We start from the raw sequence: 26,975 nt of genomic DNA on the forward strand, positions 1-26,975 counted from the left end.
TCCAGCCAGCTCTTCTTCTGCGGGAGAAGGCCCAGATCGATCAGGCTCTCTCGCTGCTTGTTGGTCAGCACCCTGTGGTGCTTCTCAACAGCTGCGGTGAGCTCAGCGCGAAGGCTGGTCACGTGGCCGTGAGCGGGACCGTCCGCCCAGATGATGAGCTTGACCGCCGACCTGAGATCCCCCGCGGTGTCTCTCTGGCCAGGAATTCCGTCGCCAGTTCGCTCGCAACCTTCTTGAGGTCGCTCGACGGCTGAGCGGTGTTCACAAGTCGCTGAACGTGAGCGGCCCGATCTGTCTCCCGCGTCGCGCTGCTGATCGCAGAGCGAGCGTGCTCGACGGCGCTTGGGTCGACCCCACGCTGACCGATTGCCTTCAGGATGCCTTCAGAACTTCCTGCGTCTACCCCCTGGATCCAGAGCCCACTTCGGTCAGCGGTGGCGAGTGCGGCGGCGTACGAGGTCATCGCGGCAGGTGTGAACATTGCGGAGCCGAGCAGCGCACCGACGTCACCGACCGGCGGCGACAACCCCAGCCAGCTGTCTACAATGGTGGTCGTCAGCTCATTGGCAGGGACGGCCTGAATCTCGGCCACCTGCGGCGCGGCACCACCGAACACCGCCCGAACAGCCAGTTTGAGCCGAAGAACGGCCGTCTCCTCGCCTTCGCCGATCTCGTAGTCGTCGAGGATGTCCGACAGCATCGGGACAGCATCGGCGGGCAGCTTCTTGCTGAGCTCGAGCCACCTCGTGATGTTGCCCTCGGACAGCACAATGGATCTCAGCGCCTGCCCCATGTCGTCGACCAGCACCGAGGTCAGCCGAGCATCGGAGCCAAGCGACGACAGCCGAACCGAGGTGTCGAACAGAGCTTGCTTCCGAGGCCAGCGCAGTGCACGCTCGGCCTCGTCATCCGACTTCCACTGCACCGCGGACAGCGCGTCACGGACGGCCGCCCACAGAGCATCTTCGTCCACGGTCGCCAACGCCCGCACCTTCGCGATCACTTCCGGCAACTGCGACCGAAGATCGTCGTCAACAACAGTCGCCAAGGCGGGGATGAGCTTCGCAACGAGCATGTCCGCCGCGAGCACCGCGGTCTCCGCAGTGAGATCAGAAGCTTCATCAGGCAGCAGCCCGATCCAGGTGGTCCACATCGACGTCGGGTAGTCCCGGATGCCGGCCAGTGCGTGCCAGGCGCGCAGATCTGCCGACGCCATCGTGCCGATCAAGCGATCCGCGTTGTCGACAGCCCAGGTACGCAGCGCGTCGCAGGATGCCGATGACTGCACCTCTTCGAGAACCGCCGACGTCATCCACTCGGCATCGGCTCGCGGTTCGACGGCTTCGATCAGCGCGTTGACGCGTTCGACCCCGAGCCCAGTGGGGACTGCATCAGCGGCCGCCGTCAGGGTAGCGGCGACGGTTGCACTCGCAGGAGCCGGTGCGCCGTCCAGCTCCGTCTCGAGCTCGTTGAGGACCTTGCGAACCTTCTCCCTCACGGAGTCCCACAGATCGTAGGCGTCGTCCACCAGCGCGTTTCGCAAGGCCGTCAACAACGGGTGCGGGAATGGCTTGAAGTGATCCGCGAGCAGCTGCATCACAGCCTGAGCAGTCTTGTCGTCCAGATGCTGCAACAGCCGCGCGATCCGCTCCAGAACTTCCTCATCAGGCGGGTTCTCACGCAGCTTGCCCATCACCTGGCTCGTTACCTCGCCAGCCTCCAGCCAGGAGGCAACCAGCAGTGCGCCCGGCCAGGATTGCTGCGTGAGCGAATCCGCCTTCGCAGCCGCGATCAGCGGGGCACCAGCCTCCCTCGCCACCACCTCTTGGTGTTCCGGCTCGATGCGCTCGATCAACCTACAAGCCGCTTCGAAGGCGAACTCCCGCCCCGGACCGACGACACCCTCCCCCTCGATGACCAGCAGCGGGATCCCCACTGCCAGCGTTGCTGAGTCTGCGCCACTGAACGCAGAGACGACCGCGTCCGGAGCCGTGTCCGTCGCGTAGTCGATCACGTCTCCGAGGTGCGGATCGGTAAGCTGTTCGCGGCCTGCTGCTCCTTGGAGGTACATCAGATCCAGACGCGGATCATCGATGTTCACCGCGGCGATCTTGGCCAGGTACGACGCGAGCTGCTGCCGGATCGTGTCGTTCGCGTCGTCCGCCTTCGCAGCGGCGGTGGTCGACCGCTCTCGCAGCAACTCACCTGCCGGCGCATCTGCGCCGTCGTCCTCGTCGGCGTGTACCTCGAGCACCGAGAAGCGCCGCACCGCGTCGATGGTCTGCGGCGCGGTCGGCTGCTCCTCACCGCGGAGGTACGACAGGAGTCGTGGGACCCGACGCACCTCCTCAGCAACCGCCGGGAACTCAGTCTGTAGGACAGTCAGCACGGCTAGCTCTTCAGCACGCTCCAGCCACGCGATTCCTCGGGCCTGCGCGATCCGGACCGTTGTCGCGTAGTTGTTCAGCAAAACCTTCACCCGGCGCGGACTGCGAACGTGGACCGGGACGAGCGCGAAGATGGTGCGGTCATACGTTTGGTTCCCTGCCGCCCGCAGGTCCTCCCAGACACCGCCCCGTGCGCCGGCCAGCTCCCGGGCGAACTGGGTCAGCGCCCGTGGCCGCAACGGCGGAAGCGCGATCTGGTGCTGGAAGATCTTGTCGAGGAAGGCGCCTGGCGTGGCGTAGTACGGCTCCAGCTCCCGGACCGGCTTCGCCTGCGGAACCTTCAGCAGAGCACGCTCCAGGACCTCGCGGTCGGCTGCGACAATGAAGGCACAGCGGTCCTCGTCGAGGAAGGTCTTCAGGTCGACCAGTGTCGCAACGACGTCCTCAGGCGAGCACCTGTCCAGCTCGTCGATGAAGACGACCAGGCGATCGGATTTCCCCTTCAGGGCCTTACCCACCAGGCTCCGAAACCTGTTTGCGAACTGATCGGCACCTACTGGCGCCGGGGTGGTCTTGGTGGTGACGGCACCTTCGAACGCCTTTGGGCCGACGAGAACCGCAACCAGGGCGAGCCCGAAGACCGTACCCGCCTGCGGGATGAGGCCACTCGCGGCGGCCATGAACCCGCCGTCCGTGAACAGTTTCGTCGCGCCTGCCTGGACCACGACCCACATCGCCGCCAAGCCGATAGCCAAGCCGATGCCCACCAGGAGCGACCACCAGTTCGCCTTGATCCAGGAAGGGATGCTCAGCTTCGTCTTCGTCTGGTCCCGGTGGAGGCCGTGGTCGAATTCGGCGTCGCTGAGTCCGAGGCTGTTCGATACCGAGTCGATGAAGTTCCGCTTGAGCTCCTGACCGCCGTACTTCCAGGCGTCGTAGCGGGCCACTCGGACTTTCGTCCGGGCCGCCGCCACGAGGTGGCTCTCGATCATCGAGTAGATGCTCGACTTCCCCGAACCCCACGGCCCGAACAGCGCGATGTTCACCGGCGCCACTGCCTTGAGCGCGATCTCGGCCACGGCCCTTGCGATCGCCTCGTGGTCGAGCAGGTCGGTGTAGTCCGCGCCGAGACGGTTGTCCGGGATCAAGTCGTCCCGCCGTACGACCTCCGCCGGTGGAGCACCTTGCTTCTTGAACATGCCCACCCCTTTGTTCCTGAAGGAACCCTAGACGACGGAAGCGACGATTCGCCCGAAGAGAGCACGAAACGCGGCGTGGTCGGGCGGAACGGTGTCGATCAGGCTTTGATAAAGGAGGCCGTCGCGCCGGTTGTCGATCGGGTCGCCTCGGTCACCAGCGACACCGAAGGCGCGGGACGACGGCCTGATGGGTCATCGCCTGCCGTGCCACCGGCACATCGGTGGCGCCGGACTTCCCCCACCTAGACCGGCAAGGAACCCGCCGAGCTCTGTCGGCGGCTGCGTCAGCGCGGGCGCACATCGCCAAGCTAAGACGATCAAGCTCGATCAGTGGCGTGCCAGCGGCAACACCACCTGGGAAACTGGCCAATCCGTTCGTGCACTGGGCGATCAATGCACAGATGACCACGTCCAAGCTGACCCTGCCCCCACGTCCGGACCGCGTCGCGCCGCGCATCCCGGCACTTGAGCAGAAGCAGCTAGGTCAGCTCCGGGATCAAGCTCACCACTCGCGACAGGGCCGCCGCGAACCTCGTGGTCGTGTGAGCCCAGCAGATCGAGGACGTCGTCTGCTGACCTGGACCGCGTCGACGTCAAGCCCGACCGAGTACAGCTAGGGCGTGTCTTCCTGCTCTCCGCCTACTGCGCGGCACTCGACACGGCACCGTGCCGCACCGAGCACCTGCTCACTGCGGCGCGGAGTTAGGAGAGACGTCCCAGTCTCGCCGGCGCAAATGCATCAGCCGGGAAAAACGAAAGCCCCAGCTGCGAAGCTGGGGCCGGGTATTGAGCTAGCTCGAGCTGGATCCGTTAGAACTATTCACGGTCAGCCATCCACTGCTCCCCTATGGCTCATACAATAGCAGGAACAGCCCGGCCTGTCACGTCGATGACGTGATCGAAATCGCGCCACGCACCGAGCTGTCGGGTGTCGAACAGCGCCTTGACCGTCAGGTCGTTCGCGAACACGTCCGTGCACCACAGTTCCAACCAGTACAGCTCGCAGCCGCCGGTCTCGGTGATCGCACGGCTGAAAGGTTCCGGAAGTGGATCCGCAGTGGCAGCAAGACGCACAGTGAACGTCGACACCCGGCCGACGCCGATGACGGTCGTGCCGACCAGCAGTCCCGCCAGCCCGCTGCGGTTCCACAACCGGCCTCTGACTCCAAGCGCCGGGCCTTCGCCTGCGTTCTCGACCGGAACGAAGAACGTGTCGTTGGTGTCGGCAACGAACGCGTACGAACCGGACGCCGGTGGATTGAGAGGGAACCGGTCGACCGTCGGGGGATGCTTGGTGAGCGTTCCGCTGGAGGCTGGAAAGGTCACAGACTGGTGCACCGGCAGCAGCAACGGACGGCGACTCAGCACCATCACCCGTCGCGCGTGCTCCAACTGCTGGTCCGTGCGGGCGAGTGCCTGCCGGGACATGTGCAGCGCAGCCAGCGCGGCGGTCGCCGACGCAACCGCACACAAGGCGCCGGCGATCGCGCCGGCCCGCGCGCTCGGACCACGCGAGGCGAACCACAGCGCGGTCCCCACCGCACCGAGAACCACCACGATCAGACCGAGCCGGGGCTGGCGCAGGCGCTGCAGACGCTGCGGAAAGTTCATGGACGGTTATTCTGTCCGGCTTGTCCCCAGGGCGACTGCGGCACCATCACCTTGCGATCCCGCCAGTTGATGAGCTGCGACTGCGAGAGGATGCGCAGGAAGCGCTGCCGATCGCGTAGATCGAATCCGAACCGCGGTACGGTCCGTTTCTCGTCTGCGGCCGCCATGGCGTCGAGCACCTCGGTGTCCTCGATCGTCACACCGACTTTGCTCGCGAACAGTGAGTACAGGTCGTGGTAAGCCTGCTCGAAGGGGCGTGACAGCGGACTCGGCGGGGCGAGGACATGGCGTTGGCCGTTTACGGCCACGGCATCGATCACCCCGGTCGCCTTGGCGTACTCGATCGCCTCCCTGACCCGCCCGGCCGAACGCTGCTCCTGCCCCTGCCCGATGCCCTTGCGCGACAGCAGGCCGGCCAACTGGTTGTACGGCATCGTCCTGCTCTGCCGGCGATAACACTCGGCCGTCACACCCGCGAAAACCCGCCACAACTGCTCGAGATACCCGAGCTGCAACGGCGGCACAATCAGCGTGTACGACCCGTCCGCCTCCTTCCGAATCATTTGCAACGCAAGCAACGCATCGAGACTGCGATCGAGGAGTGCCCCGTTGTCCGTCCGGAACGGCCCGGTTCGTAGACCGCCGATCGTCAAGCCGCGCGGCCGCGAGGAGATCCATCTGATCGCGTGATCGACTGCCACAATGTCGCCCATCACCTTCGGATCGATAGTCAGATAGGTCCGCTTCGCGCTCGAGTTCGCCACCCACTGACCGCCACCCGCCGGCATGGCGGCATCGGGTCTGATCGCCTTGTTGGTGAGAGGCTCGATCAACAGGTAATACTGGTTGTGATCGGTGTTTTCGGCAATTCCCCAGTCGTGCAAGAGGGAGATGCGATCCCCCTTCTCCTTACCTCCGAGAATCAAGCCGCGGCGTTGCAGTTCGAGCAGTCCGATCTGCGAGCGAGAACCGACGTCGGGCACCCGATCCTGCAGTGGGCTGATGTCGTCGATGTCCATAGAATCGATTCCGGGCTCGGCCAGCGCCGCGCGCATCGGATGACTGAGGCGGTTGTGGTCGCCGTAGATGACGGTGACCTTCCGGCCGTCGCGGCGGAGCCGGAAGATCAACGGGATGAAGTCCTGGTCGCCAGTGACCAGAAAGACGTGCCCCGCGCCGCCATGCAAGTAGTCCATTGCTAACACGGTGAGCAGGATGTCTGCCTGCTCCTTGACGCTGGCAACCTGTTCTGCATTGATCCCCTTCTCCCGCATGGCCGCGTGAATCGTCGGGTCGAAGTCGACGGCAGCCATGTGAGCTTGGCGAAGGTTGTCCCCGCAGTGCCTGTTGGCCCAGTTCCAGGTCTGGACAACTTGAGCTCGTTCGACGATCTTTCCGCGGCCCATGATGGCTCCCGCGAGGTTGTCCCAGTCGATCAGCAAAACGCCGTCGGACGAGTTCATGTCATCACCGCAGTTTCCTTTGTGTGCTCATCGGGCAGGTGGACCAGGGACATTTCGAGGCCCACCAGCGCCTGGTACAGGTCGTCGACAACGGCGGTGAGCAGGTTGACCGGGAATGGCTGGTGTTTGTCGGCATGGGCGACGCAGGTCAGGAACTGGCAGACCGAAGCCACCGTCGAGATAAGATCGGCGCACAACCGGTCTCCGGCCGTTCCCCGCAGTTCGGGTCCCCTGCCGAGGATCGCCAGCAGTCCGGCGCGTCCTTCCGGGCGAACGTCATACGACGACAGGCCGAGCGCGCCGGCCAGCGCCGAGCGGGCGACGCCGAGGTCCTGCTCGGACGCCTGGGTCCCGAGTTGCCACAGTCGCGACACCACGGTGCGCCCGGTGCGTCGCTCCGGCCGGAACGAGCGTGGGTTCCGTACGGTCCGGGCTTCCCGGGTGGCGCCGGCGAGGAATCCGGACCAACTGACGTCCGCCCGGCGGGCGATGCTGTCGAAGAACGCCTGCTGGTACTGCGGACTGCGATCCTGGACGGCTGTCAGTCGCCGGACCAGCGCCTCCTCGACGGCGAACAGCGCGCTGTGGACGCGGGCGGCATCGATCTCGGGGGCATCGAGCGGGATCTCGATCCGGCGGCTTACATCGGTGATGAAACATGTGATTTCCTGCTCACCCGCCACCGGGACCCATGACGGCCAGACGACCGGCGAGTACGCCTGGCCCATGGCAAGCTCACGACGAGCGAGGAGGACCAAGCCGATCTGGTCGATGCCGGCGGGCCTGTGGGCCAGCGCGTCGAGGAACTCCGCCTTGTTGTCCTCGAGCAACTGCACGACGTCCGCCATCAGCGCGTTCGCGTTGGTGAAGCCGTTGCCGCAGACGACCAGGACCGCGAACGCCCGTCCGTGGAACATCTTCTGCAACTGGTCCGCATAGACGCGCCGATCACCGGTTACGCTCAGCCAGTAGGCGTTGAGCGGTGCGTCCGCCGTAAGATCGAGCCGCATGATCGTCTCGGCCACTGCACTCGGTGCCGGGTCTACGGAGTACATCGCGCCTACAGGGGCCGGACCGCGGCGGCGATCCGACCGAGCAAGGGGATCCGGGGGCGCACTTCGTCGCCCTCCTGGACCAGGAAGTTGGCGCGGGTCGCCGTCGAGAGCAGGTCCTCGGGCAGGACCAGGTCGCTGGTGCGTGCCGCGAGTTCAGTGAACTGGTTGTAGGTGACCGAGAACGTGGACGGTGACGAGAGCACAAGGCTCCGCAACAGCGCATAGACCGAATGCAGCCACGGCTCCTTTGCCCGGCCGACCGCGGACAGGTGATCCGCTGCCGCCCGCCTGAACATCTCGTACTGGTGGTTGTGCGCGACCGCGCTGGGCCCGAGACAGGTTGCCTTGAACTCCGCGAACAACTCGGGTCGTACGGGTGCGAGGCTGGATACCGGCCGCCGGTTCTCGATCAGCCAGTTCCAGAAGGAGACGAGCAGCTTGCCGGTCAGGAACGGGTGCCCGCCGGACTCCTTGAACACCTGGTCGACGAAGCCTGGATCCAGCGCGACATGGCCGCTCATCATCTTCTGCACCAATTCGTGAAACTCACTTACGCTTCCGTACGACAGGCCGTGATCGAAGAGCGGGAAGGCGTCCTGCATCACGACTGGACTCAGCTGGTTCTGGTCGGTGAGGATCCAGTGCGCGTCGGGCCGCTGCCCGACGAAGATCAGAAGGTTGTCCCGGGTGAAGGCGACGAGCTGGTTCAGCAGTGGCTGGACGACGGTGTAGCGCAGTCCGGGATCCCGGTCCATGGCGGTCCGCAGTGCACCGAACAGGGTCTCGTACTCATCCAGAACCAGGACGATCCGGGCGTCCGTCGGCGCCAGCAGACACTCAGTGACCGCGGTAGTGACGAAATCCGCGTCGAGCCGGTCTCGGCGTTCCAGCGCCTCCTGGATCCGCTGGTAGAAGACACCCTCGTCCGGCGCCTGGCCGGTGGAGTCGCACGTCTGGGCGACGACGACGGACTGCGCGGAGGTCGAGCCGAGGTCGGAAGCGCAGGCTGTAGTTTTCCCGCTGCGTCGCACACTGCACCACAGCCGTGCTCCGTTGCGACGCTCGAAGGATTGCAGCAGTCTGCGGACGCTCGTGCGGTACACATGGCTGTACCGCGTCAGGAACGGGCTGTGCAGGGGGAAGTACGCGGCATAGTTGAAGTCGATCGGGCGATTGCTGGACGTCGCGCTGGTCTCGTCGATCACACTCTCGAGTAAGGCGATCAACCTCGTCTGCGGCTCCGGCCCGCCGCCATCTGTCGGCACGACAATGTCGGAGAGGCGCTCCGCCCCGAGCAGTTCGACCCGGAGGTCGGCTCGCAGGGGCGCGATCACGGCACCGACCGCCCGACCCGCCGCCTCCTCGATCAGGAGGCGGTCCACGTGACGTTCCTCGAGGTAGCACAGAACTTCGACGCGGCGCGAGCCCACCGACTTTGGCGGCAGTTGCAGCGAGACCTCCAGGCGCCGGTTGCGATCGGAGTACTGCGACAGCGCCGGCAAGGGCGCTCCGTCGACGTCCTTGACGAGCAGGGCGTCCAGCGCGCTCACGAACGGGAGGACCGCGTCGTGGATGCCGTCGACGAGGACTCCTGGGCGCAGGTTCCCCAGCAGTTCTCTGAGATCGTCGGACGTCAGGAACGGCAGGACGTGCACCCAGGAGCCTGAGTAGCGAGGCAGGACAAATTTCCCGAACTGGTCGAGTTTTGCATTGGAGTAACCGATCAGGATCCCTGACGCCATCGCGGAACACAGTTGGCGCAAATGGCGTGCGGTGCCGCCCTGATGGGCCTCGGCCAGGCGTGTCGAGTAGAACTCGAGCGGGAGGTCGAGGAAGCGCTGCACGCCGGCCAGTGACTTCATCACGGCATAATTCGAGCGACCGGAGTTGTGGTCGAGTTGGTATTGATACCCGCGCTGGAAGATCGCGGTGGCGTGATGGCTCAGACTGGCTTTGAGTAGATTGAGCCACGGTGCGGGTTTCTCGGTCGATCCGATCTCGATAAGGAAATCATCGAAGTACGCCGACAGTGTGTCCCGGTAGAACGTGGCCCATTGGAAGATGTGATGACTGCCGAGGTTGTCCAGGTCTTCGCTCAGCCGGTTCTTGGAGTACGCCAGCGGGGCCCGTTCGGATCCGTCGTGCGGCGGGTGGCTTGCGGGCGGCCGGATCCTGATGGCGGCACTCGACTTCGGTGGCGCGGGGACCGGTCTCGGCGTGGCGAACTGCCGCGCGCCGCCGGCCTCGGAGCGTGGCGCCTGCTCGGCAGCCACCGTACCCACGTCGGGCAGGGACGCCGTGGATCCGGCCGGTGTCGTGTCGAGAAGTTCGGTAAGGACGCGCCGGCGTTTGGGGAGAAATGTCGTCAACGCGAGGTTCAACTGCTCGGACTCGCGCTCGATGTCTGCCGGGTCCAGGGATCGCACCAGGGTGCGGAATTCCTGCTCGGCGGCGCTCGGCTGAGCCGTCCGATTGAGGAAACAGATATGTTCGACCGTCGCCGTGATTGTCAAACTCGACACGGCTTCGGGCCGAACGTAGTCCTCGACCTCAGTCGGCGCGAGATCCGCGCGGCGTTCCTGGAAAACTCTCCTCAGTTTCTCCTGGCGTTTCGGGAAGAACAACGCGAGCGCGGACTCGAACTGTTTTTCTAGTTGACACAGTTCATCACCCGAAGATTCCATGATGACTTCGGTCAGCAACGATTGCGCATCGGCGGGCCTAGCCGCGACATTCAGTTCGTCGACACGCCGCAGCGTGTCGTCCCATCTGCCCATAGTTACACCCCAGCAATCCGCACGATGTGCGGATCCCCCCTCGCGGAACACCGTTCAGTATTAACTGGATATCGCCAGGAGGGGGTCCGGCGTTACAACGGATTTCGGGCGGCAGCGGCCCCGGGGTGAATCAAATGCTCATTTGGTCCCAGCGCTGAGGCCTTCGAGTTGTACTACCAGGCAGGGGCCCGCCGCCGATGCCGAGGGCTACCGTAGAGGGGCTCGAACGTTCGGTCGACGGCAAGATGACGGATGCCTGAGCGCGGGCGTTCTGCATCATCAGGTAACTGCTGTTCTGATGCCTATGGCGCGGTTGCCGTTCCGGTAGTAGCGGCCGCCCTGACGGCATATACCTTGTCACCTGCGTTCATCGTGAAGATCGAGAAAAGCTACCTTCGTTGTGAGAGAACACACCGCGGGTCACCACATCGCTGCGGCGATGATCGAGCCGTAGCAGTCAACGACGCGGTTGTAGTGTCCACATTGCCATCGGGCTGGTTAGCTCGATGCCGGCGTGACGACCAATCCGGGGGTTGCCAGAGGGACAGCGCGGCTGCCAGCCGGTGATACATCAACGCTCGCTCTCGCTATCGTGGTTGGCAACCGACGCACCTGGCCCCCGAGAGGGTCGCATATGCGACGAAACGTCCGAACAGTTGCCATTGGCAAGTGGCTTCGAGGCAACTGGTCATCCGTGTGTTCTCACGGATGTTCGGGGTCGCGCTCCGCTTCGGCTGGAACCGCTTTACCCGCAGATACAGTTCGCCAGCAGCTCGACGGGTACGCGGTAGGTCGTTACGAGGCAACGAGTGGTTCGCCGCCCAGGACCTCGCCAGGCAACGAGGCAACGAGGCAACGAGGTGCATGCTGGCCTACAACTCGTACGGCGATCAAGGCAACAGCGGCGCAGGGTCGGCTACTGCGGCGGAGACAGTTGGAACAGGATCGGCCTCCCGGCTGCATCTCAAGGCCTCCACCAGACCGTAACGTGTGTCACATCACACTGCGCTGCATCGTCGCTCCGAACGGAGCCGTTGAGCAGCCAACCATCGAACAGGTTGGAGGGTTGACATGGCCAGGCCACCTCTCCCTATCGGATCGTCGGGACGCACCTCCGCCTCGATCGACAAGACGGACGACAAGGCGAGCCGGGTGGGGTGGCGGGCTGGCCAACACGAGAAGTAATCCGGGCGTGAACTCCAGAACGACCAACCCCCGCGTCCATAGAAGCAGATCCTGATCTTGCCCGGAGCGCTGAGATTGAGGTGTCGCACCTGTGGTGCCTCACACGGTCTCAGTCGCTCCGGCGGAGTCCTGCGCACCTCACGGCGTCATGAGGAGTCGATCAGCTAAATCGCAGCGCTCGACTCCCAACAGGCGAGAGTTGGTGCTCGCACACGCGGTACCGGCTGAACGCGGTCATCGCCCAGCTGCCGTCCGGCGACTTCATCTCCAGTGCCTCGACCGCGGCCTCGGCCCGAGTGACCAGGTCGACGACCTGCGTGCGGTCCTCGTCGTCGTTGATCGGAATCGTGGTGTTCAAGATGTGCTCCTTCTCGTCGCCAACAGGATTCGTCGATTCGCGGGTGCTGCGGCCAGCCGGCTGATATCTGTGGATAACTCCGTGCCAACCGTCACTGGGCGGGGGGGGGGGGGCGGGGGGGGGGGGGACCCACCCCCCCCCAAAACAAGAACCCTCGCTCCGCCGCCCAATCTAAAAAGAAAACACCCCCACCCCCCCACCCCCCTTCCTTCCGCCCCCATCCGGCGACTCCCTGGGAACCCCCCCGCCCCCCCCCCAGCGGGGGGGGCCCCCCCCCCCCCCCCCCCCCCCCCCCCCCCCCGCCCAGCTCAGAACCGAGCTCGTGCGTTCAACGGCTGCCGCCGGCGCCGATTGCAGGAGCCGCTGCCGCGAGGCGCCGATTGAAAAGGCAGGTGGAAGCGGGTAGGAGGATGGTGAGGCCGCAGCCAGGTGGAAGAGGGAAGAACCGACACACTTCTTGCATTCAAGGCGTTTCAGCTGCCGAAACGGCATGTCGGTGGTCGGGAGCTCGGGCCGTTGAGCCGGTATGCGAGACCGCTTCCCCGGTGCGACGCCCATCGTTCGACAGCCAGCAGGCGTCTGTGCTGAGTGCGGAACCACCTTCCCCCGACGCCGATCCGGCCACCGCTTCTGCTCGGATCTCTGCCGACTACGCGGATGGCGACGCAAGCAATTCCTACAGACGAGTCCGCCTGAAAAGCCGTCCTCGGCCGAGCGACAGCTCCACGATCTCCGCATATCAGTTGTCTGCTACCTGACCCACTCAGGAGTGTCCGGTGCGGTCGAGCCGCACTCTTTGCTCGAGGCAATCGATGCGATCACCGCCAAGGTCGCTCGACTCGAGCGCGAGATCGAGCTACTGCAACGACAGCAAGATGTGCAGCCGGCGGAGCCCGCCGAGTGCTGAGCATCCATCGACTCAGCGCCGGAGACGGCTACAAATACCTCATCAAGCACATCGCCGCAGCGGACGGCGACCGCCGCATGGCCACGCCCCTCACGGCGTACTACGTCGCCGACGGCTACCCACCCGGCCGATGGGCAGGAAGTGGCCTTTCCGGCCTCGGGGACGGCGAGATCAAGCCCGGCGACGAGGTGACCGAAGCCCAGATGGCCGCACTCTTCGGCCGTGCGCAGGACCCGGTCAACGGCAACCAACTCGGCCCGCCTTATCGCATCTACCCATCTCTCGAAGACCGTATCCGCACGCGCATCGCCGACCTTCCAGGAGACCTGTCCGAGGACGTGAAGGCGAACGCGATCAACGACATCCGCCGTACCGAAACACGCGCACGGGGCCGCCAGGCCGTCGCCGGATTCGACCTTACCTTCTCCCCCGCCAAGTCGGTTTCAGCGCTGTGGGCAACAGCAGATGTCGGCGTCAAAGAGCAGATCGCCGCGGCACACTGCGACGCGATTGCCGATGTACTCGACCTGATCGAAAAGCGGGCCGCATTCACCCGAACCGGCGACGGAGGAATCGCTCAGATCCCCACCCGAGGCGTGATCGCCGCCGCGTTCGACCACTGGGACAGCCGCAGCGGCGATCCACAGCTGCACACCCACATGGTCATCGCGAACCGCGTGCAGAGCGCAGACGGTCAGTGGAAGACACTCGACGGCAGGGTCATCTTTCGCTCAGCGGTCGCCCTGTCCGAGATCCACAACGTTCTGCTCGCCGACGGCCTGGCTCGCCGACTGGGTCTGCAGTGGGAGATGCGAGAACGCGGTCCACAGCGTAACCCCGCGTTCGAGATCACTGGAGTTCCCGACGAGCTGATCGAAGAGTTCTCGTCCCGTTCAGAACAGATCCAGGCCAACCTCGAACTCCTGCTCGCCGGACGACCGACCGCCTCAGCGCAGGAGATGTACGTCCTGCGCCAACAGGCCACCCTCATGAATCGCCCACCCAAGCACCTGGCAAAACCACTGGCGGCCCTGATGGCGGACTGGCGAAGGCGGGCAGATCTCGCCCTCGGCACCGACGCGCGAGCATTTCTCGCGGACTGCCGAGCCGACGTACCGGACCGCCTACTCACCCGCACGGACCTCAGCCCGGACACCCTCGACGCCTACGGTGCCACCGTCGTCCTCGCTCTCCAAGGCAAGCGTGCAACCTGGACTCGCTGGAACATCATGGCCGAGGCCGCACGCCAGACCCGCCTCCTCCGCCTCGCGACCACCGAGGATCGCATCGCCACCCTCGAAGCCATCGCCGATCGCGCCGAACAGCACTCGATCAACCTCACCCCGCCCGACCTCGTCGACCTCCCCGGTGAGCGCCCGGACGGCGAAAGCGTCTACCGCATCCACAACGGTCAGGTCTTCACCTCTCCCGTCGTGCTGGGCGCGGAGAGCCTGTTGCTCGACCTGGCCAAAGACCGCACCGGCCCCACCGCCGCCGTACAACTCGAAGAGACACTCACCCACGACCGACGCCAGGTCCTCACCCGTCTGCTCAGCAGCGGACAGCGACTCGAAGCCCTCGTCGGCCCAGCCGGCAGCGGCAAAACCAGCCTGCTCGCCGCGCTCCAAACAGCCTGGACACGCGAACACGGCCCATCCTCGGTCACCGGAATCGCGCCATCCAGCGCAGCCGCGGAAGTCCTCTCCGGCAGCATCGGCATCCCCACCGACAACCTCGCCAAATGGATCCACGAAGCCGTCGGCCTCGGCGCCGAACAACGCAACCAACGCCTCGCCAACCTCGAACGCGCCGCCAACCTGGCCGCACGACTACGCCGCAAACGCCGCCAGCAGTACCTGCTCGCCGGCATCGCCGCCGTCCGCGCCGAAGCCGACCGCTGGCGACTCCGCCCCAACCAACTCGTCATCGTCGACGAAGCCTCCATGGCCGGCACCATGGAACTCGCCACCCTCGCCCGCGAAACCTCCAAGGCCGGCGCCAAGCTCCTCCTCGTCGGCGACGACGCCCAACTCGGCGCCGTCGACACCGGCGGCGCCTTCCGGCTCATCGCCCAAGAGTCCGAGGCTGCAAGTCTCCGAGAGGTCTGGCGCTTCACCCACCCGTGGGAACGCGAAGCGAGTCTGGCCCTCCGCGCCGGGCAACCAGCCGTCATCGACCTGTACGACGACCACCATCGGCTGTCCTCCGGCTCACCCGACGACTGCGAGACCAATGCCTACACGGCCTGGCTCAGCGACACCCGCGCCGGCCGCACCAGCCTCCTGATCGCCGCCGACAACACCACCGTCACCCGCCTCAACACCCGAGCCCGGCTCGACCGCATCACCACCGGCGAAGTCGAACCCGACGGAGTCCCCCTCCACGATGGCACCGAAGCCGGCCTCGGCGACCACATCGTCACCCGCCTCAACAACCGCCACCTCGCCTACGGCAACAACAACTTCGTCCGCAACGGCACCACCTGGACCGTCTTGCGCCGCTGGGACGACGGCTCCCTCACCGTCGAAGACGCGAACCATGACACCATCACCCTGCCAGCCGCCTACGTCGCCAACTCCATCGAACTCGCCTACGCGACCACAGTCAACCGAGCCCAAGGCGCGACAGTCGACACCGCTCACCTGGTCGTCACCGAACGCATGACCCGAGCTCTCCTCTACGTCGGCCTCACCCGCGGCCGCGACAACAACCACGCCTACGTGGCAACCCACGTTGCCCCCGGCGACATGCACGAACCCCACACCCCCGAAACCATGTACGAGATCCTCGACACCATCCTCAAGAACGACGGCATCGAGAAATCCGCCCACGAAACCATGCGTCAGGAGCTCGACAACACCACCCGTCTCGACCGTCTCATCCCCATCCACGAACACCTCCGCCAGATCGCCGCCGGCCAGCGCTACCGTTCCACCATCGACACGTCCGGTCTCGATACCGCCGCCTGCGCCGAGCTCCGCTCTTCATCCGCCTACGGTCCTCTCCTAGCCGCCTTACGGCGCGCCGAAGCTGCCGGCCTGGATGCCGAAGACGCCTTTCATCGAGCGGTGGACCAAGCCGACCTCAACAACGCCCGCGATCTCGCAGCGGTTCTTCACGCCCGCCTCGAGCGTCTGGTCTCCCGAGCAGAGCGTCGACGGCCACCGGCGCCGCACGTCGCCGGCCTCTTACATCCGTCGACCACCGCCGTTGATCCCGCCTTCACCGCAGCACTACGCGAACTCGAAGCCCTCATCTGCCAACGCGCTGATCGGCTGGGTGAGCAGGCGGAAGAACATGGACAACCGTGGCACCAATCACTCGTCAAGCAGCTCACCAACCGGCCCCCTGCAGAGCGCGCAGAGGCAATCCGCGATGTCGCTGCCTACCGTGAGAGATACGGCGTAGAAGGAGCCGATCCCCTCGGCCCCGTTCCACCCAGCCGTCAGCTTGAACAGCGTCTAATCCACGCTCGGCTGGCACGCAAGGTGAATGGCTCGACGCCCATCGATGGCCGTTTGAGGGCAGGTGCGTCACCAACCACCGCACCCAACCTCGCCCAGCATCCGTGAGACCACGTCGGGGAGCAGCGGATGTCAGGACCAAGCTCCGCGACGTCGCCCGGCAGGCAGTAGACACACCTAAGCTGCCTTGATGAACTGCATCTCGGCGCACCCCTCAGCCTTGGCGTTACGCGCCGCCATTCCGCTCAGCAGTCGATGCGCGGGTCGAGACGTGCGTCCCAGCTGGTGAAGAGCGCACTACGAATCAGCGGAAGTCTCGAGACTTGGTCTTGGCTGCCAAGGGCAACGGTTCGAAGTGCTCAGCGTTGCGATTGACAACCTGGCCGGTGCCTTGGACGCGGCCTCGCACGATGACTGCGGCGGCAGTCCGTGCGACCTTGTTCTGCGGACCTGTCAGATCCAGCGACAACTCCGCCCCGAACACCGTCGGTACGCCGAACGCCGTCGCTGCCTCCGCGAATCTCGCCGCTCCGTAGAAGCCGTCATGATCGGTCAACGCCAACCCGTGCAACCCAAGTCGGCCGCGGTCTCCACCAACCGCTCCGGCTGCGACGCACCGTCCAGGAACGAGAACGTCGAGTGAGCGTGCAACTCGGCGTACGGAACCGCCTCCGCCCGCAGCCGCGCCGCCCGCTCGACCGCCGGCTCACCCTCCTCAGGCGGAATGTACGGCCCGCGATGCTGCGACCACGCCGGCGAATCGCCGCCGTCGCCGGCCGCGGGCCGACCGCCGTCGCTGCCCGGCCGGGACCGGTTCGACAGCCGCCGCTCCAACTCCGACCACTTGACCGGAGGGTTGTTGTAGCCCATCCCGTGTCCTCTCCCGTTGCCGCCAAGAGTAGAACATGTGTTCGAAGATGGGCTACGGTGGTCCCAGGCTTGGACGGTTCACGGTGCGACCGTCGAACGACGGGGACGGCACCTACGGAGTATGGGACGGCGCGGTCAACGGCTGGCGCGCCAGCGGACTCGCCGACGCCGGCGCGGCAGAGCGGATGAAAGCCGACCTCGACCTGCAGTTCGATGCGCACAGGCCAAGACCCGCCAAAGGATTCCGACTGGTCAACCCCGCCAAACCGGTGGAGCATCCGAGCGGCTGGCTCCCCGGCGTCCTCGACGCCTGGATCTTCGAAGACGGCCAGTGGCTCGGTCGAGTCCGCGACGCAGACGGCCACATTACCTGGATCCCCGGCAGCGTTCTTCGACCAGGCAGCAAGGAGGCCCTATAACCGCCGATCTTTGAGCAGCGATTGGATGGTTGGTGACTGGGGCTCGAACCCATGCCAGAGGGATTATGAGAGCCACGTCACACGCACCACCGGCCCCCTTCAGGCAGCGCCAGTTGCGCTGTCACTCGCATGAGGCGCCTAGAACCACCCCAGTTGACGTGAGTTCATGTCACGAGTCATGTCACGAGGGGCTATAGTCCAGCGCCGCGCTGGTTCGTGCCGCGTGTCGGATGCGGGCGTTGCGTACCACGAGCGGCCGCTGGCGAGCTTTCCTCAGGCGAAAGTAGCCGAATAGAACGTCGCCGCACTGCTGGCGCCGTGTGGCCCACTCGTCGGCCAAGGCCGCCATTGCATAGACGCCGGCGAGTCGGACCGCAGGGCCGTTGTCGCCTAGCTGGGCGGCGGCGCCCAACCGTTCGGTGAACATCGAACTGGTCGCGTTTGCCGGCGTCGTCGCGCTTCAGGTACTCCTGGCGGCGATAGTTCACTACTAAGGCGATCGCGGCGCCGCCAGCGGCGACGACGCTGAGCGCCAGCTGGAGTACGTCGGCCTGGGTGCGTGCTCGCCATATAGCTCCCAGGGCCACTTCCGCGCTAGCCAGCCCCGAGATGATCGCCCAGGCCGCGACGGAGCCCAGGAATAGTCCCAGACCAGTCCGCGTGTCGCACGCATCAACCCAGCCGCACTACCGCATGCCCGTCTATCTGCGGCGGTACGACCTCCGTCTCCCCGCCGGGCACCGGCCAGGGCCACCGACGTATGTTGCGGTTCCAGCTCTCGGCTCGCCACGCCGCCCCTCTAGCTCGCCCTCTGTGATCTCAGTAGTAGATCGGACTTCACGTGATCAGGGAAGGAGCCCACGACGACGAGGCATACTCGCACGCTCGCGCGGTGATGGTCGCGATTATCACCGGCTGGTCTGGTCTGCGCGACGCCCTGGAGGCTCGTCTGTTGACTGTGTCGCCAGCAGTCCCCCCAGGTAGCCCCACGCGGGTGGCGGACGTTGGCTGACGTTCAAAGATGGAAGCGCCTGACCTGCGGTTTTGATCGGTGCCTCCAGCAGGATTCGAACCTGCGACGCACGGTTCAGGAAGCCGTCCTGATGGAGCATCAGATTGCGAGGCCTCCTGCCGGCAGCCGGTTCCCCGGCGCCACGGAGTATGGCGGCGGGCTCACTCGGATGTCTTCCTGGCCGCAGGGGACGGGGTTCGTAGGACTGTCTTTGGGCTCAACTGCAGGAGGTAGAAACATCCACATCTGGCCGCTCCCTTCCCTTCGAAGGTGGCGTGGCGAGGTGCTCACGTACGCGCCACCCTTGGCGGAAGGCCTAGCGTCGCGTCGCGAGCCACCTCTCGACGCAGAGAAGCATGGTCTGTGTTCGAGGCGCGCGGTCAAGCAACGGATCTCGCCTAGTTTCGTACAGGTCCGCTGGGCGGTAGCATCGACAAATTCTGCTGCTGCTGGGGGGACATACACATGGACTACGACCTCAATCGTCTCGGTGAGCGAGAGTTTGAGCATCTCGCGCAAACACTGTTCCAACACTTCATCGGCACCGGCACCGAAGCGTATGGAGACGGTCCGGACGGTGGCCGTGAGGCGACATGGGAGGGCCTGGTCGGCGAAGGCTCGCGGCTTCCCAAACAATGGAGTGGATACGGAGTAGTCCAGGCCAAGTTCTGCGTGCGGCCGTCAGAGCCACGAAAAAATGCGGCCTGGCTCCTCAGGGAACTAAAGTCCGAATTCGACCGATGGGTGTCCTCCGACAGCACACGCTCTAAAAGGCCTGAACACTTTCTTGCCGTTACCAATGTGATCCTGTCATCAGTTGCAGGAAAAGGCATTGATAAACTACGAAAAGATCTCACAGAGCACTGCAAGAAGATCTCTCTCGACACGACCATTGAGATTTGGCACTGGGATTCTCTGCGACTACTCCTCGACGATGCCCCTGATATTCGACGAGCCTACGCCGCCTGGATCACCCCGGGCGATGTGCTCAGCGATCTACTTGACAATCATAACGCGTCAGAACTTCAACTGCGCGACGGACTTCTGGGATACGTCGCAAAATCCCTCAGGGACGACATAGGCCTAAACCTTTCTCAGGCTGGGTCAGTGGACGAATCCAACCTTCGAATCGATCAGGTCTTCATCGATCTCCCGTTACAAGGAGCCATATACGCATCACGCAGCGCGGATGAAAACCCTGGCATCGTCTCGAGGCTGATAGTGGCGGCAAATGAGAGCAGCAGCCGACTCGAGCGCGCGGGCGATCAGCGGTCTCACGAGCGGATCGTCGTTGTCGGCGGACCAGGCCAGGGCAAGAGCACCGTCGGCCAATTCCTGTGCCAGATCTACCGTGCGGAGTTTCTTAGTGGCACATTTCTCATGCGCGATCCCGACACAGCCGAGGCATCTTCTCGAGTGATGGACCACGCTCGATCAATCGGACTGCCTGAAATAGCGGCCCGCCGTTGGCCGATCCGGATCGTCCTTACCGATTTTGCGGACAGCATCGCAGCAGATCCAGACCTTACACTAATGAACTATCTGGCATATCTGGTATCGAAACGGTCCGGTCATGCGCCAGGACCCGACGGGATGCGTCGCTGGCTGCGCAGCTACCCTTGGCTCGTCGTCCTCGACGGACTGGACGAGGTGCCTGCTTCCAGTAATCGTGAAATGTTAATGAAAAAGATTGGGGACTTTTTCATCGATGCGGCCTCATCTAGTGCAGATGTTGTGGTTGTTGCGACCACGCGACCTCAGGGTTACAACAATGACTTCGATCCGCGACGATACATTCACTACCAGCTCGCACCACTTCCTGTTGCAACGGCGCTCGAATACGCCTCGAACCTTCTAGCGCTTAAGCTCGGACGCGACTCGGAGAGATTTAGGCGCACCACTGGCCGACTAGCCAAGGCTGCCATGGAGGAAGCGACATCAAGATTAATGGCAACTCCTCTTCAAGTAACAATTCTTGCTCTTCTCCTTGAGCGTCAAGGACAAGCACCTAAAGACCGCTGGCGGCTATTCTCTCAGTATTACAGAGTAATATACCAGCGGGAACAAGAAAAAGGCGGTCAGTTAGCCGAAATATTGAACGAATTTGAGAGCGATATCAATGCCATCCATTATGAAGCTGGATACAATCTCCAGGTCAGATCTGAGCAAGCAGGGGATACAGAGAGCCTCCTTAGCCAAGCAGATCTTCAGCAAGTGGTTGTCGATCGACTCAGAGCCCAAGGGCACATAGGATCTGAACTTGCAGACCTGACCGGGCGGATAATGACCTTGACCACCGACCGACTGGTATTCTTGACGGTCATTCGGTCGGGGGGCATTGGCTTTGAGATTCGCTCACTACAGGAATTCATGGCTGGCGAGCGGCTCCTGGAACTCCCTGAAGACCAGGTTCTAGACGCACTCTATCGGGTCGCGATGTCTTCGCATTGGCAAAATGCGTTGATGTTTTCGATTGGTAAGATCTTCGCCGAGCGTCAGGCGTTGCGTAGCGTAGTATCTAGCCTCTGTGATCTGCTGAATGCCGATTCGTCCGTCCAAGAAAATGCTCGCCTGGGTAGCTGGCTTGCACTTGAAATTGTAACTCAGGGCATAACACAAACTCAGCCAACGTTCCGAAAGATTCTGGCTGCTTGCGCGTGTCAATTGCTTCTTGGCCCGCCATCGTCGGGACTCCCGCGGCTATTGGGCCTCCAGCAGTCTGGGGCCGGCGAGCAGTTCCGGAGCGGCCTACAGCACGCGACGACTCAGGGAATCTGCGGCCGCGCTACTTCAGCTTGGATGCTTGCCCTTCTCGCTGAAGCAGGAGACAGCACCGCAAGTGCGGAACTCGCGGAGGTGCTCGAATCCGCAAGTCCGCTGCTTCAACGACAACTCATCGACCTTGCCGTAGCGGCCGAGTCAGATCATCTTCTGCGTGCTGTTAGCGACAGCATCCTGGATCACGAGCCAAGCATGCTCAGCTTCCGCGTAATGAACCCGCTTGACGAGGACCCGATTCTAGGTGAGGCCTGGGTTCCGGTCGATAATGGCGTACCTGAGTGGCTTCAAGCCTGTCTGGCTTTGATTACACGCCCGCAGGGCGACTTTCTCACTGTGGCTATACTCAAAAGCCCGACATTGAGAATCGCCTTGCGTCCACTCGGTGATATGGTCGCCACCTGGCAAGCACTGGCGAAGACCCCAGTACGCTCGGACGACTGGAAAGCTGTCGTGGCAGTCGCACGATACAACATAATGCCCTCTGCAATATCGCTGGCTGAGGCGCTCGAAGCTCTTTCCGGCATGCCCGGCCAACTCCCGTTTCTCATCCACGCGAGTTCGTGGCCATTGCAGACTTGTGTAAGAGATGCCGACTCTTTCGCAAATCATGTGAGCAACGGAGCCGACGACATTGTGCGCACACACTTGGCGGACCTTGCTCAAGCGGCCCGGCTAGGCGCATTGGGCGACGCTAACGACTGGCGCGCTGCGGAGGTTCGATGGAGCTCAGAGGAAGCGGTTGACGTCGTTTCGGAGATTATGCACATCGGCCCTTTGCTGGAATGTAAGGATATCGAGTGGCCAATACCGATCTGGCCCGGCATTTCCGGTTCGGGAATCTTGGCTAGCGCAGGGCACGGTTCTCTAATTCACGATGGCCGCGATCAGAGCGATGAAGATGGTGACAATAGACTTACCATCAGCAAGTCGATAGCTGCGACCTGCGCAGACCTTGCACCTTCGACCCAGCGAGACAATCTTGCAGCTGTCCTGCTATGGGATTTGGGTATCGCTCTTCAGAGTCGGCGCAGGAAGAATGCTTCTCCGGACACCGATCCATTTTCCGAGTTCGTAGACTCTGGCGGCCCCATAGAACTGCAAGATATCCCGCTCGACACTCTCGGCTCTTTATGCCGTCTTAGCGGAACCGACAGGTTTGCCATGACCTCATGGCTTGAGATCCTACCCGAGTCTGCTGTCGACGATGCTAGCGTGCATGCTCTCCTAAAGTGGATAGGTGAGTTCGCATCGTTGAGATACGGAAACTTCGCGATCGCGCGCACCTTAGCGGAGCGATGGACCGCCGACGACGATTTGTGGCCACTTGGTCGCTTGGCTCTTATTGGCAGCTCGATCCCAGTCCCGAACTCACCCAGTCAGTTGTCAAATATGACTAGAGCTGCCGGATACAGGGCCCTCATTGCCGCTTGCCAAATTCTCCTTGGAGAAGTCGCAAACAAGCAGGAAGCTGAACTGCTAACCAGCCTACTAATGGCCGCACCTGCCAAGCGGCGCGCGAACAGTCCAGACCTCTGGTATGTCATCCAGCATCCATCCTTTCTGAGAGATGTCGATCGTCCAGATCATCCCCAATTTCTCGCTGCTTCGGTACTTGTCACGGCCATCCAGGATCGAGACTCCTTGGCGGCGGGCTTGATTCTCACTCATGTCCGAAGGGAATTGGGGTCGATACCTTCTCGCGCGAATCCGATTCCATGGTGACGCAGCAGCCGACTAATTGCTCGCCGCGCCACGAGATTGAATTCGCTCCATGCTCGACTACAATCGGTCACAGAAATGATCCATCACCCGCCCCACATGGTCGCGTGCACCGTCGGAATTGCGCTGATAAGAAAGATGGGGAACGCACCGGGCGGTTCACACCCCCGTCGCCGACATCATCGGAAGTTGCGAGATTTGGTTTTGGCGGCGAGTGGGAGTGGCGCTAAAACGTTCAGCGCTGAGGTTGACGACTTGGTGGGTTCGTTGGACGCCGCCGGTGATGACGGCAACGACTGCTCTGCGGGCGGCTTGGCGATGGCGTTCCAGGCACCGATGGAGACGACGATGTTGGTAATGCCGGTTTCGGCTTCGAGGTTGATGAAGGTGACGTCAGAGGCGGTGACGGGCCGCTGCCGGTGGGTGATGACGCCGGCTACCCGGATCGACACAAACCACGACTCTCGCCACGACAGGTCGATCGGCGCTCTAGCCGTGACATCAGCCAACCGTTGACCGCGTTCACCGCGGGCCCGACAGCGATCGCGGTGCGCCGCAGGGATCTCCGTCTCAGCCAAGTCGATCGTGGAGGCCCCGTTCTTCCGTGGGTAGCGATACTCCGCACCGACCTTGAAGCTGTGCGGCGTGCACCACCCGGAGCGACGGCGAGCAGATCGAAACCGTGGTCGCGTCTGGGAGCCAGCAGATCGTCGCAGTGCGACAGGAGCGGAATGCTCCACAGGAACCCTGCGCGCGTTAACCTATGTGCTGCGATGTTTGCCATCATGTCTTGGCATGAGCGTCGATCCACTGCTGCCTCACAAGCGGGCGAGCCAGGTCGTCTCCGGGCTGGCCGGGACGGGCGCATTCTTCGTCGCTCTGCTCGCAATCGCGACCAACTTCGCCACTAACGCAGTCCCAGCCGGCGTGAAGCACTGGACTGACGACTGGCGGTGGATGTGGGGGGCCACCCTCATCCTTCTGGCCGTCTCCGTGGCAGTGCCCGTCCTGGAACGGCGACGGGCGGCCAGAGCAGCCACGCCGCCCGCAACGAATCTCCCGGCCCGCAACCCCGCTTTCGTGGGACGAGAACATGACCTGCGGACGCTTCGGCGCGCGTTGTCTTCAGGCCCGGTGGCCGTGACCGCGCTGCGCGGATTAGGTGGCGTTGGCAAATCGCAACTCGCCCTCGAGTTCGCCCACCGCGCGTACGTGAAGGGGCGGTACCGCGTTGTCTGGTGGGTGCACGCGGATGCCCAAGTTACGCTCTTGGAGGATATGGTCGCGCTCGGGTTCGCAGTCGGGACCGACGGAGAAGGTCGCCCGTCCGACGTGCTAACAACATTGAGCGGTCGTAGCGACTGGCTGCTGGTCTTCGACAACGCGCGAAGCGCCGACGACGTCCGCCCGTGGCTTCCGGCAGGCGCTGGTCACACGATCATCACCAGCCGGAACCACGGCTGGAGCAGCATTGCCACGCAAGTCGCCTTGGTGCGTTTCGACCGCCGCGACTCATTGCATTACCTGCGTTTGCGGGTGGCTGATTACGATCCCGCTGCAGCCGGTGAACTCGCGCAGGCTCTCGGCGATCTACCCATCGCGCTGGCCCAAGCCGCGAGCTATCTGGAGGCCTACGAGCTTGCAATTCCAGCCTTCTTGGAGGTCTATCGTGATCGGGACGAGGCTGGCCGCTTACTGGCGGGTCAGGTTCAGGGCTATCCGCACAGCGTCGCGACGACCTGGCTACTGCACAACGATCAATTGCGACGGGAGTCACCAGCTGCCCTGGACGTTCTGCGGCTGTGCAGCTTCCTCGACACCGACGACATCGATCTAGAGCTCGCCCTCTCCGAGCCGGCCCTGCCTGCATCGACCGACGTCGTACCGGTAGAGGGACCCCTCATCGATGCGAGCCTCATGGATCGCCTCGTCGGCCGTCATGTTCGTATCCACCGACTCGTCGCCATGGCAACACGTCTGCAAATGGAGTTCGCCGACGCCCGAGAATGGGCAGAACGCGCCGTCACGTTGCTCGACCGGCGATTCCCGGACGATCCCCGGCACAGCAGCCAGTGGGCCCGATGCACCTCCCTGTCCGGCCACATCACCGTAGCCATGGAACACGCCGCCTACTACGACGTACCGGCGGAGCGGTTCGTTTCCCTAGCCACGCGACATGCGACCTTCCTAGCCGCGAGCCGACGGGCTGACGTAGCTAGAGCGACCCCAGTCGGAGCATCCTGGGCCCGTACCCGAGCAGCGCGCCTGCTCGAATTTCTCAGCACCAGATACGAGCGTGACTACCTGCGCTACACGGCTGCACGCTTCCAGTATGTCGACATGCAAGGGTTTGTGACCGTCGGAGAGCACTCATTGACGCTGGCCGAGACGTATGTCAAACCCGAGCTGGCTGGGCTCGAGGCGGACGATCATCCCATCGAGAGTTACCTGGACGCTGACGAGCCTCCGGTGCTGGTCGTTCTCGGTGGCCCCGGCAGCGGAAAAACCACGCTCCTCCATCGGCTGGCTTCAGACCTGGCCGGACCCCGTAGGCGGCACCGATCAATACCGATCACACTGACGGCCCGCGATGTCGCCAACTGGAGAGAGGCCCCCAGTCTGCCGGACCTTGCCAAACTCAGCGCTCCCAACATGCAATCGACAGAGCCGGTCGGATGGTGGTACCGGCAACTGGCTGCCGGGAGATGCCTGGTCCTCATCGACGGCCTCGACGAGGTCCGTCCGGACCAGCGGGCTTCTGCCATGGAATGGCTAAAGAGCACCATCGCTAGCCATCCGACGAACCGCTTCGTGATTACGTCTCGTCCGGTCGAATATCACGTAGCGCCGCTGCAGAACGCCACGGTAATTCAGCTCCGACCCTTCACTCCAGACCGGGCGAGGAAGCTGATCCATGCCAGGTACCTTGCCATCGAACGGTATAGCTACGGATCCGATCGGCCGGACGTACGGCTACAGTCGGCTAGGCTCGCCGACGACCTCTGGGATCGCGTGACGGCGACGCCGGCCCTCTACGATCTTACGAGTAACCCGTTGCTGGTCATTATGATGGCCAACGTCCACAAATACCGGGGCGCACTGCCGGGGCAAATTGCCCACTTGTACGCCGAGATCATGGCCTTCATGCTCGAGCGCCGGGCCGAGTCGTCGATCTCGGCTCTGTGGCGTGCGCGCGTGATCGACCGGCTGGCCTTCGCGATGATGGTGCGCCGGGCCCACGTCATCAGCCGCATTGACGCGGTTGCCGCCCTGGCGGAAGCTTCGGATCTGCCGTCGGTCACGCAGGAGCAAATGCTCCACGACATCGAGGCAACCGCCAGCTTGAACGTCGAACGCGGGGGCCCGGAGCTGCTGTCGATCACACCGGAGCAACTGCTCCACGACATCGAGGCAACTGCCGGCTTGATCGTCGAACGCGGGGATCGAACCTACGCGTTCGCGCATCGCTCCTTCGCGGATTATCTGGCGGCGCGGCATATCGTGGACAAAGATCGCCCCGTTCCGTGGGTAAGCCGCGGCAGTGGCGGCCTAGTCAGAGTGCTGACCGAGGCTGTCGACGACCCTTGGTGGCGGCAGACCATCGTCTTCTACGCGCAGATGCGTGACGCCGACTCGGATGCAGTCCTGCGGGCCTGTCTTGCCTCGGGCTCACAGTACGCCCTCGAACTTGCCCGCGAGTGCGCAGCCATCGCTGTCGAAATCGATCCCGATCTGATGCGCGAGTTGGAGAGACGGCTGTACTGAAGA

The 26,975-nt window shown here is 63.7% G+C and carries 11 protein-coding genes, 1 tRNA gene and 1 pseudogene; 4 read left to right on the forward strand and 9 right to left on the reverse strand.

The genetic code is table 11. The features are described from left to right. Positions 1 to 118: 118 nt before the first annotated feature. The 6 genes from ACZ6Z4_RS13795 to ACZ6Z4_RS13820 form a co-directional block, all read right to left on the reverse strand. The gene (locus tag ACZ6Z4_RS13795; RefSeq protein WP_465562554.1) at positions 119 to 3,586 is read right to left on the reverse strand and encodes a KAP family P-loop NTPase fold protein; all 3,468 of its coding nucleotides are present in this window, start codon (positions 3,584 to 3,586) and stop codon (positions 119 to 121) included. Positions 3,587 to 4,438: 852 nt separating this feature from the next. Next, the gene (locus tag ACZ6Z4_RS13800; RefSeq protein ID WP_465562556.1) at positions 4,439 to 5,197 is read right to left on the reverse strand and encodes a hypothetical protein; all 759 of its coding nucleotides are present in this window, start codon (positions 5,195 to 5,197) and stop codon (positions 4,439 to 4,441) included. Continuing rightward, a complete protein-coding gene (locus ACZ6Z4_RS13805; protein ID WP_465562558.1) occupies positions 5,194 to 6,660 on the reverse strand; it encodes an NYN domain-containing protein in 1,467 nt (488 codons plus the stop codon). Before ACZ6Z4_RS13805 ends, ACZ6Z4_RS13800 begins: the two co-directional genes overlap by 4 nt. Further along, complete coding sequence (locus ACZ6Z4_RS13810) at positions 6,657 to 7,685, reverse strand: hypothetical protein (protein ID WP_465562560.1); 1,029 nt, start codon at positions 7,683 to 7,685, stop codon at positions 6,657 to 6,659. The genes ACZ6Z4_RS13805 and ACZ6Z4_RS13810 overlap by 4 nt, the downstream gene beginning before the upstream one ends. Before the next feature lie 35 nt (positions 7,686 to 7,720). Beyond that, positions 7,721 to 10,492, reverse strand: a complete 2,772-nt coding sequence (locus tag ACZ6Z4_RS13815) for a hypothetical protein (protein ID WP_465562562.1) — start codon at positions 10,490 to 10,492, stop codon at positions 7,721 to 7,723. Positions 10,493 to 11,837: 1,345 nt separating this feature from the next. Then, positions 11,838 to 12,035 carry a hypothetical protein gene (locus ACZ6Z4_RS13820; RefSeq protein WP_465562563.1) on the reverse strand — a complete coding sequence of 66 codons (198 nt, stop codon included), beginning with the start codon at positions 12,033 to 12,035 and terminating at the stop codon, positions 11,838 to 11,840. Between the two features lie 900 nt (positions 12,036 to 12,935). Here ACZ6Z4_RS13820 and mobF point away from each other — a divergent pair. After that, positions 12,936 to 16,514 (forward strand): MobF family relaxase, encoded by a 3,579-nt coding sequence (gene mobF / locus ACZ6Z4_RS13825; protein WP_465562565.1) that lies wholly within the window; start codon positions 12,936 to 12,938, stop codon positions 16,512 to 16,514. 322 nt (positions 16,515 to 16,836) lie between these two features. Here the strand turns inward: mobF and ACZ6Z4_RS13830 are convergent. Continuing rightward, a pseudogene (locus ACZ6Z4_RS13830) lies at positions 16,837 to 17,276 on the reverse strand (PHP domain-containing protein); the annotation flags it as partial. 35 nt (positions 17,277 to 17,311) lie between these two features. On the opposite strand from ACZ6Z4_RS13830, the gene ACZ6Z4_RS13835 reads away from it, so the two are divergent. Further along, entirely contained in the window at positions 17,312 to 17,695 is a 384-nt protein-coding gene (locus tag ACZ6Z4_RS13835) for a hypothetical protein (protein ID WP_465562566.1), read from the forward strand. 1,052 nt (positions 17,696 to 18,747) lie between these two features. On the opposite strand, the gene ACZ6Z4_RS13840 is transcribed toward ACZ6Z4_RS13835, so the two are convergent. After that, a tRNA-Arg gene (locus ACZ6Z4_RS13840) sits at positions 18,748 to 18,820 on the reverse strand. 352 nt (positions 18,821 to 19,172) lie between these two features. On the opposite strand from ACZ6Z4_RS13840, the gene ACZ6Z4_RS13845 reads away from it, so the two are divergent. Continuing rightward, positions 19,173 to 23,210, forward strand: a complete 4,038-nt coding sequence (locus ACZ6Z4_RS13845; RefSeq protein WP_465562568.1) for an NACHT domain-containing protein — start codon at positions 19,173 to 19,175, stop codon at positions 23,208 to 23,210. Positions 23,211 to 23,386: 176 nt separating this feature from the next. Here the strand turns inward: ACZ6Z4_RS13845 and ACZ6Z4_RS13850 are convergent, their stop codons facing one another. After that, the gene (locus ACZ6Z4_RS13850) at positions 23,387 to 23,716 is read right to left on the reverse strand and encodes a hypothetical protein (protein WP_465562570.1); all 330 of its coding nucleotides are present in this window, start codon (positions 23,714 to 23,716) and stop codon (positions 23,387 to 23,389) included. A gap of 286 nt (positions 23,717 to 24,002) precedes the next feature. On the opposite strand from ACZ6Z4_RS13850, the gene ACZ6Z4_RS13855 reads away from it, so the two are divergent. Next, positions 24,003 to 26,972 (forward strand): NACHT domain-containing protein, encoded by a 2,970-nt coding sequence (locus tag ACZ6Z4_RS13855; RefSeq protein ID WP_465562572.1) that lies wholly within the window; start codon positions 24,003 to 24,005, stop codon positions 26,970 to 26,972. Positions 26,973 to 26,975 lie beyond the last annotated feature (3 nt).

Source organism: Kribbella sp. NPDC104740 (genome assembly GCF_055583505.1).

Bases quoted from the DNA above. Each gene is read 5' to 3' on its own strand.
- ACZ6Z4_RS13805 (WP_465562558.1), bottom strand. From the start codon at position 6,660: ATGAACTCGTCCGACGGCGTTTTGCTGATCGACTGGGACAACCTCGCG.
- ACZ6Z4_RS13815 (WP_465562562.1), bottom strand. From the start codon at position 10,492: ATGGGCAGATGGGACGACACGCTGCGGCGTGTCGACGAACTGAATGTC.
- ACZ6Z4_RS13855 (WP_465562572.1), top strand. From the start codon at position 24,003: ATGAGCGTCGATCCACTGCTGCCTCACAAGCGGGCGAGCCAGGTCGTC.
- ACZ6Z4_RS13835 (WP_465562566.1), top strand. From the start codon at position 17,312: ATGTGTTCGAAGATGGGCTACGGTGGTCCCAGGCTTGGACGGTTCACG.
- ACZ6Z4_RS13845 (WP_465562568.1), top strand. From the start codon at position 19,173: ATGGACTACGACCTCAATCGTCTCGGTGAGCGAGAGTTTGAGCATCTC.
- ACZ6Z4_RS13800 (WP_465562556.1), bottom strand. From the start codon at position 5,197: ATGAACTTTCCGCAGCGTCTGCAGCGCCTGCGCCAGCCCCGGCTCGGT.
- ACZ6Z4_RS13795 (WP_465562554.1), bottom strand. From the start codon at position 3,586: ATGTTCAAGAAGCAAGGTGCTCCACCGGCGGAGGTCGTACGGCGGGAC.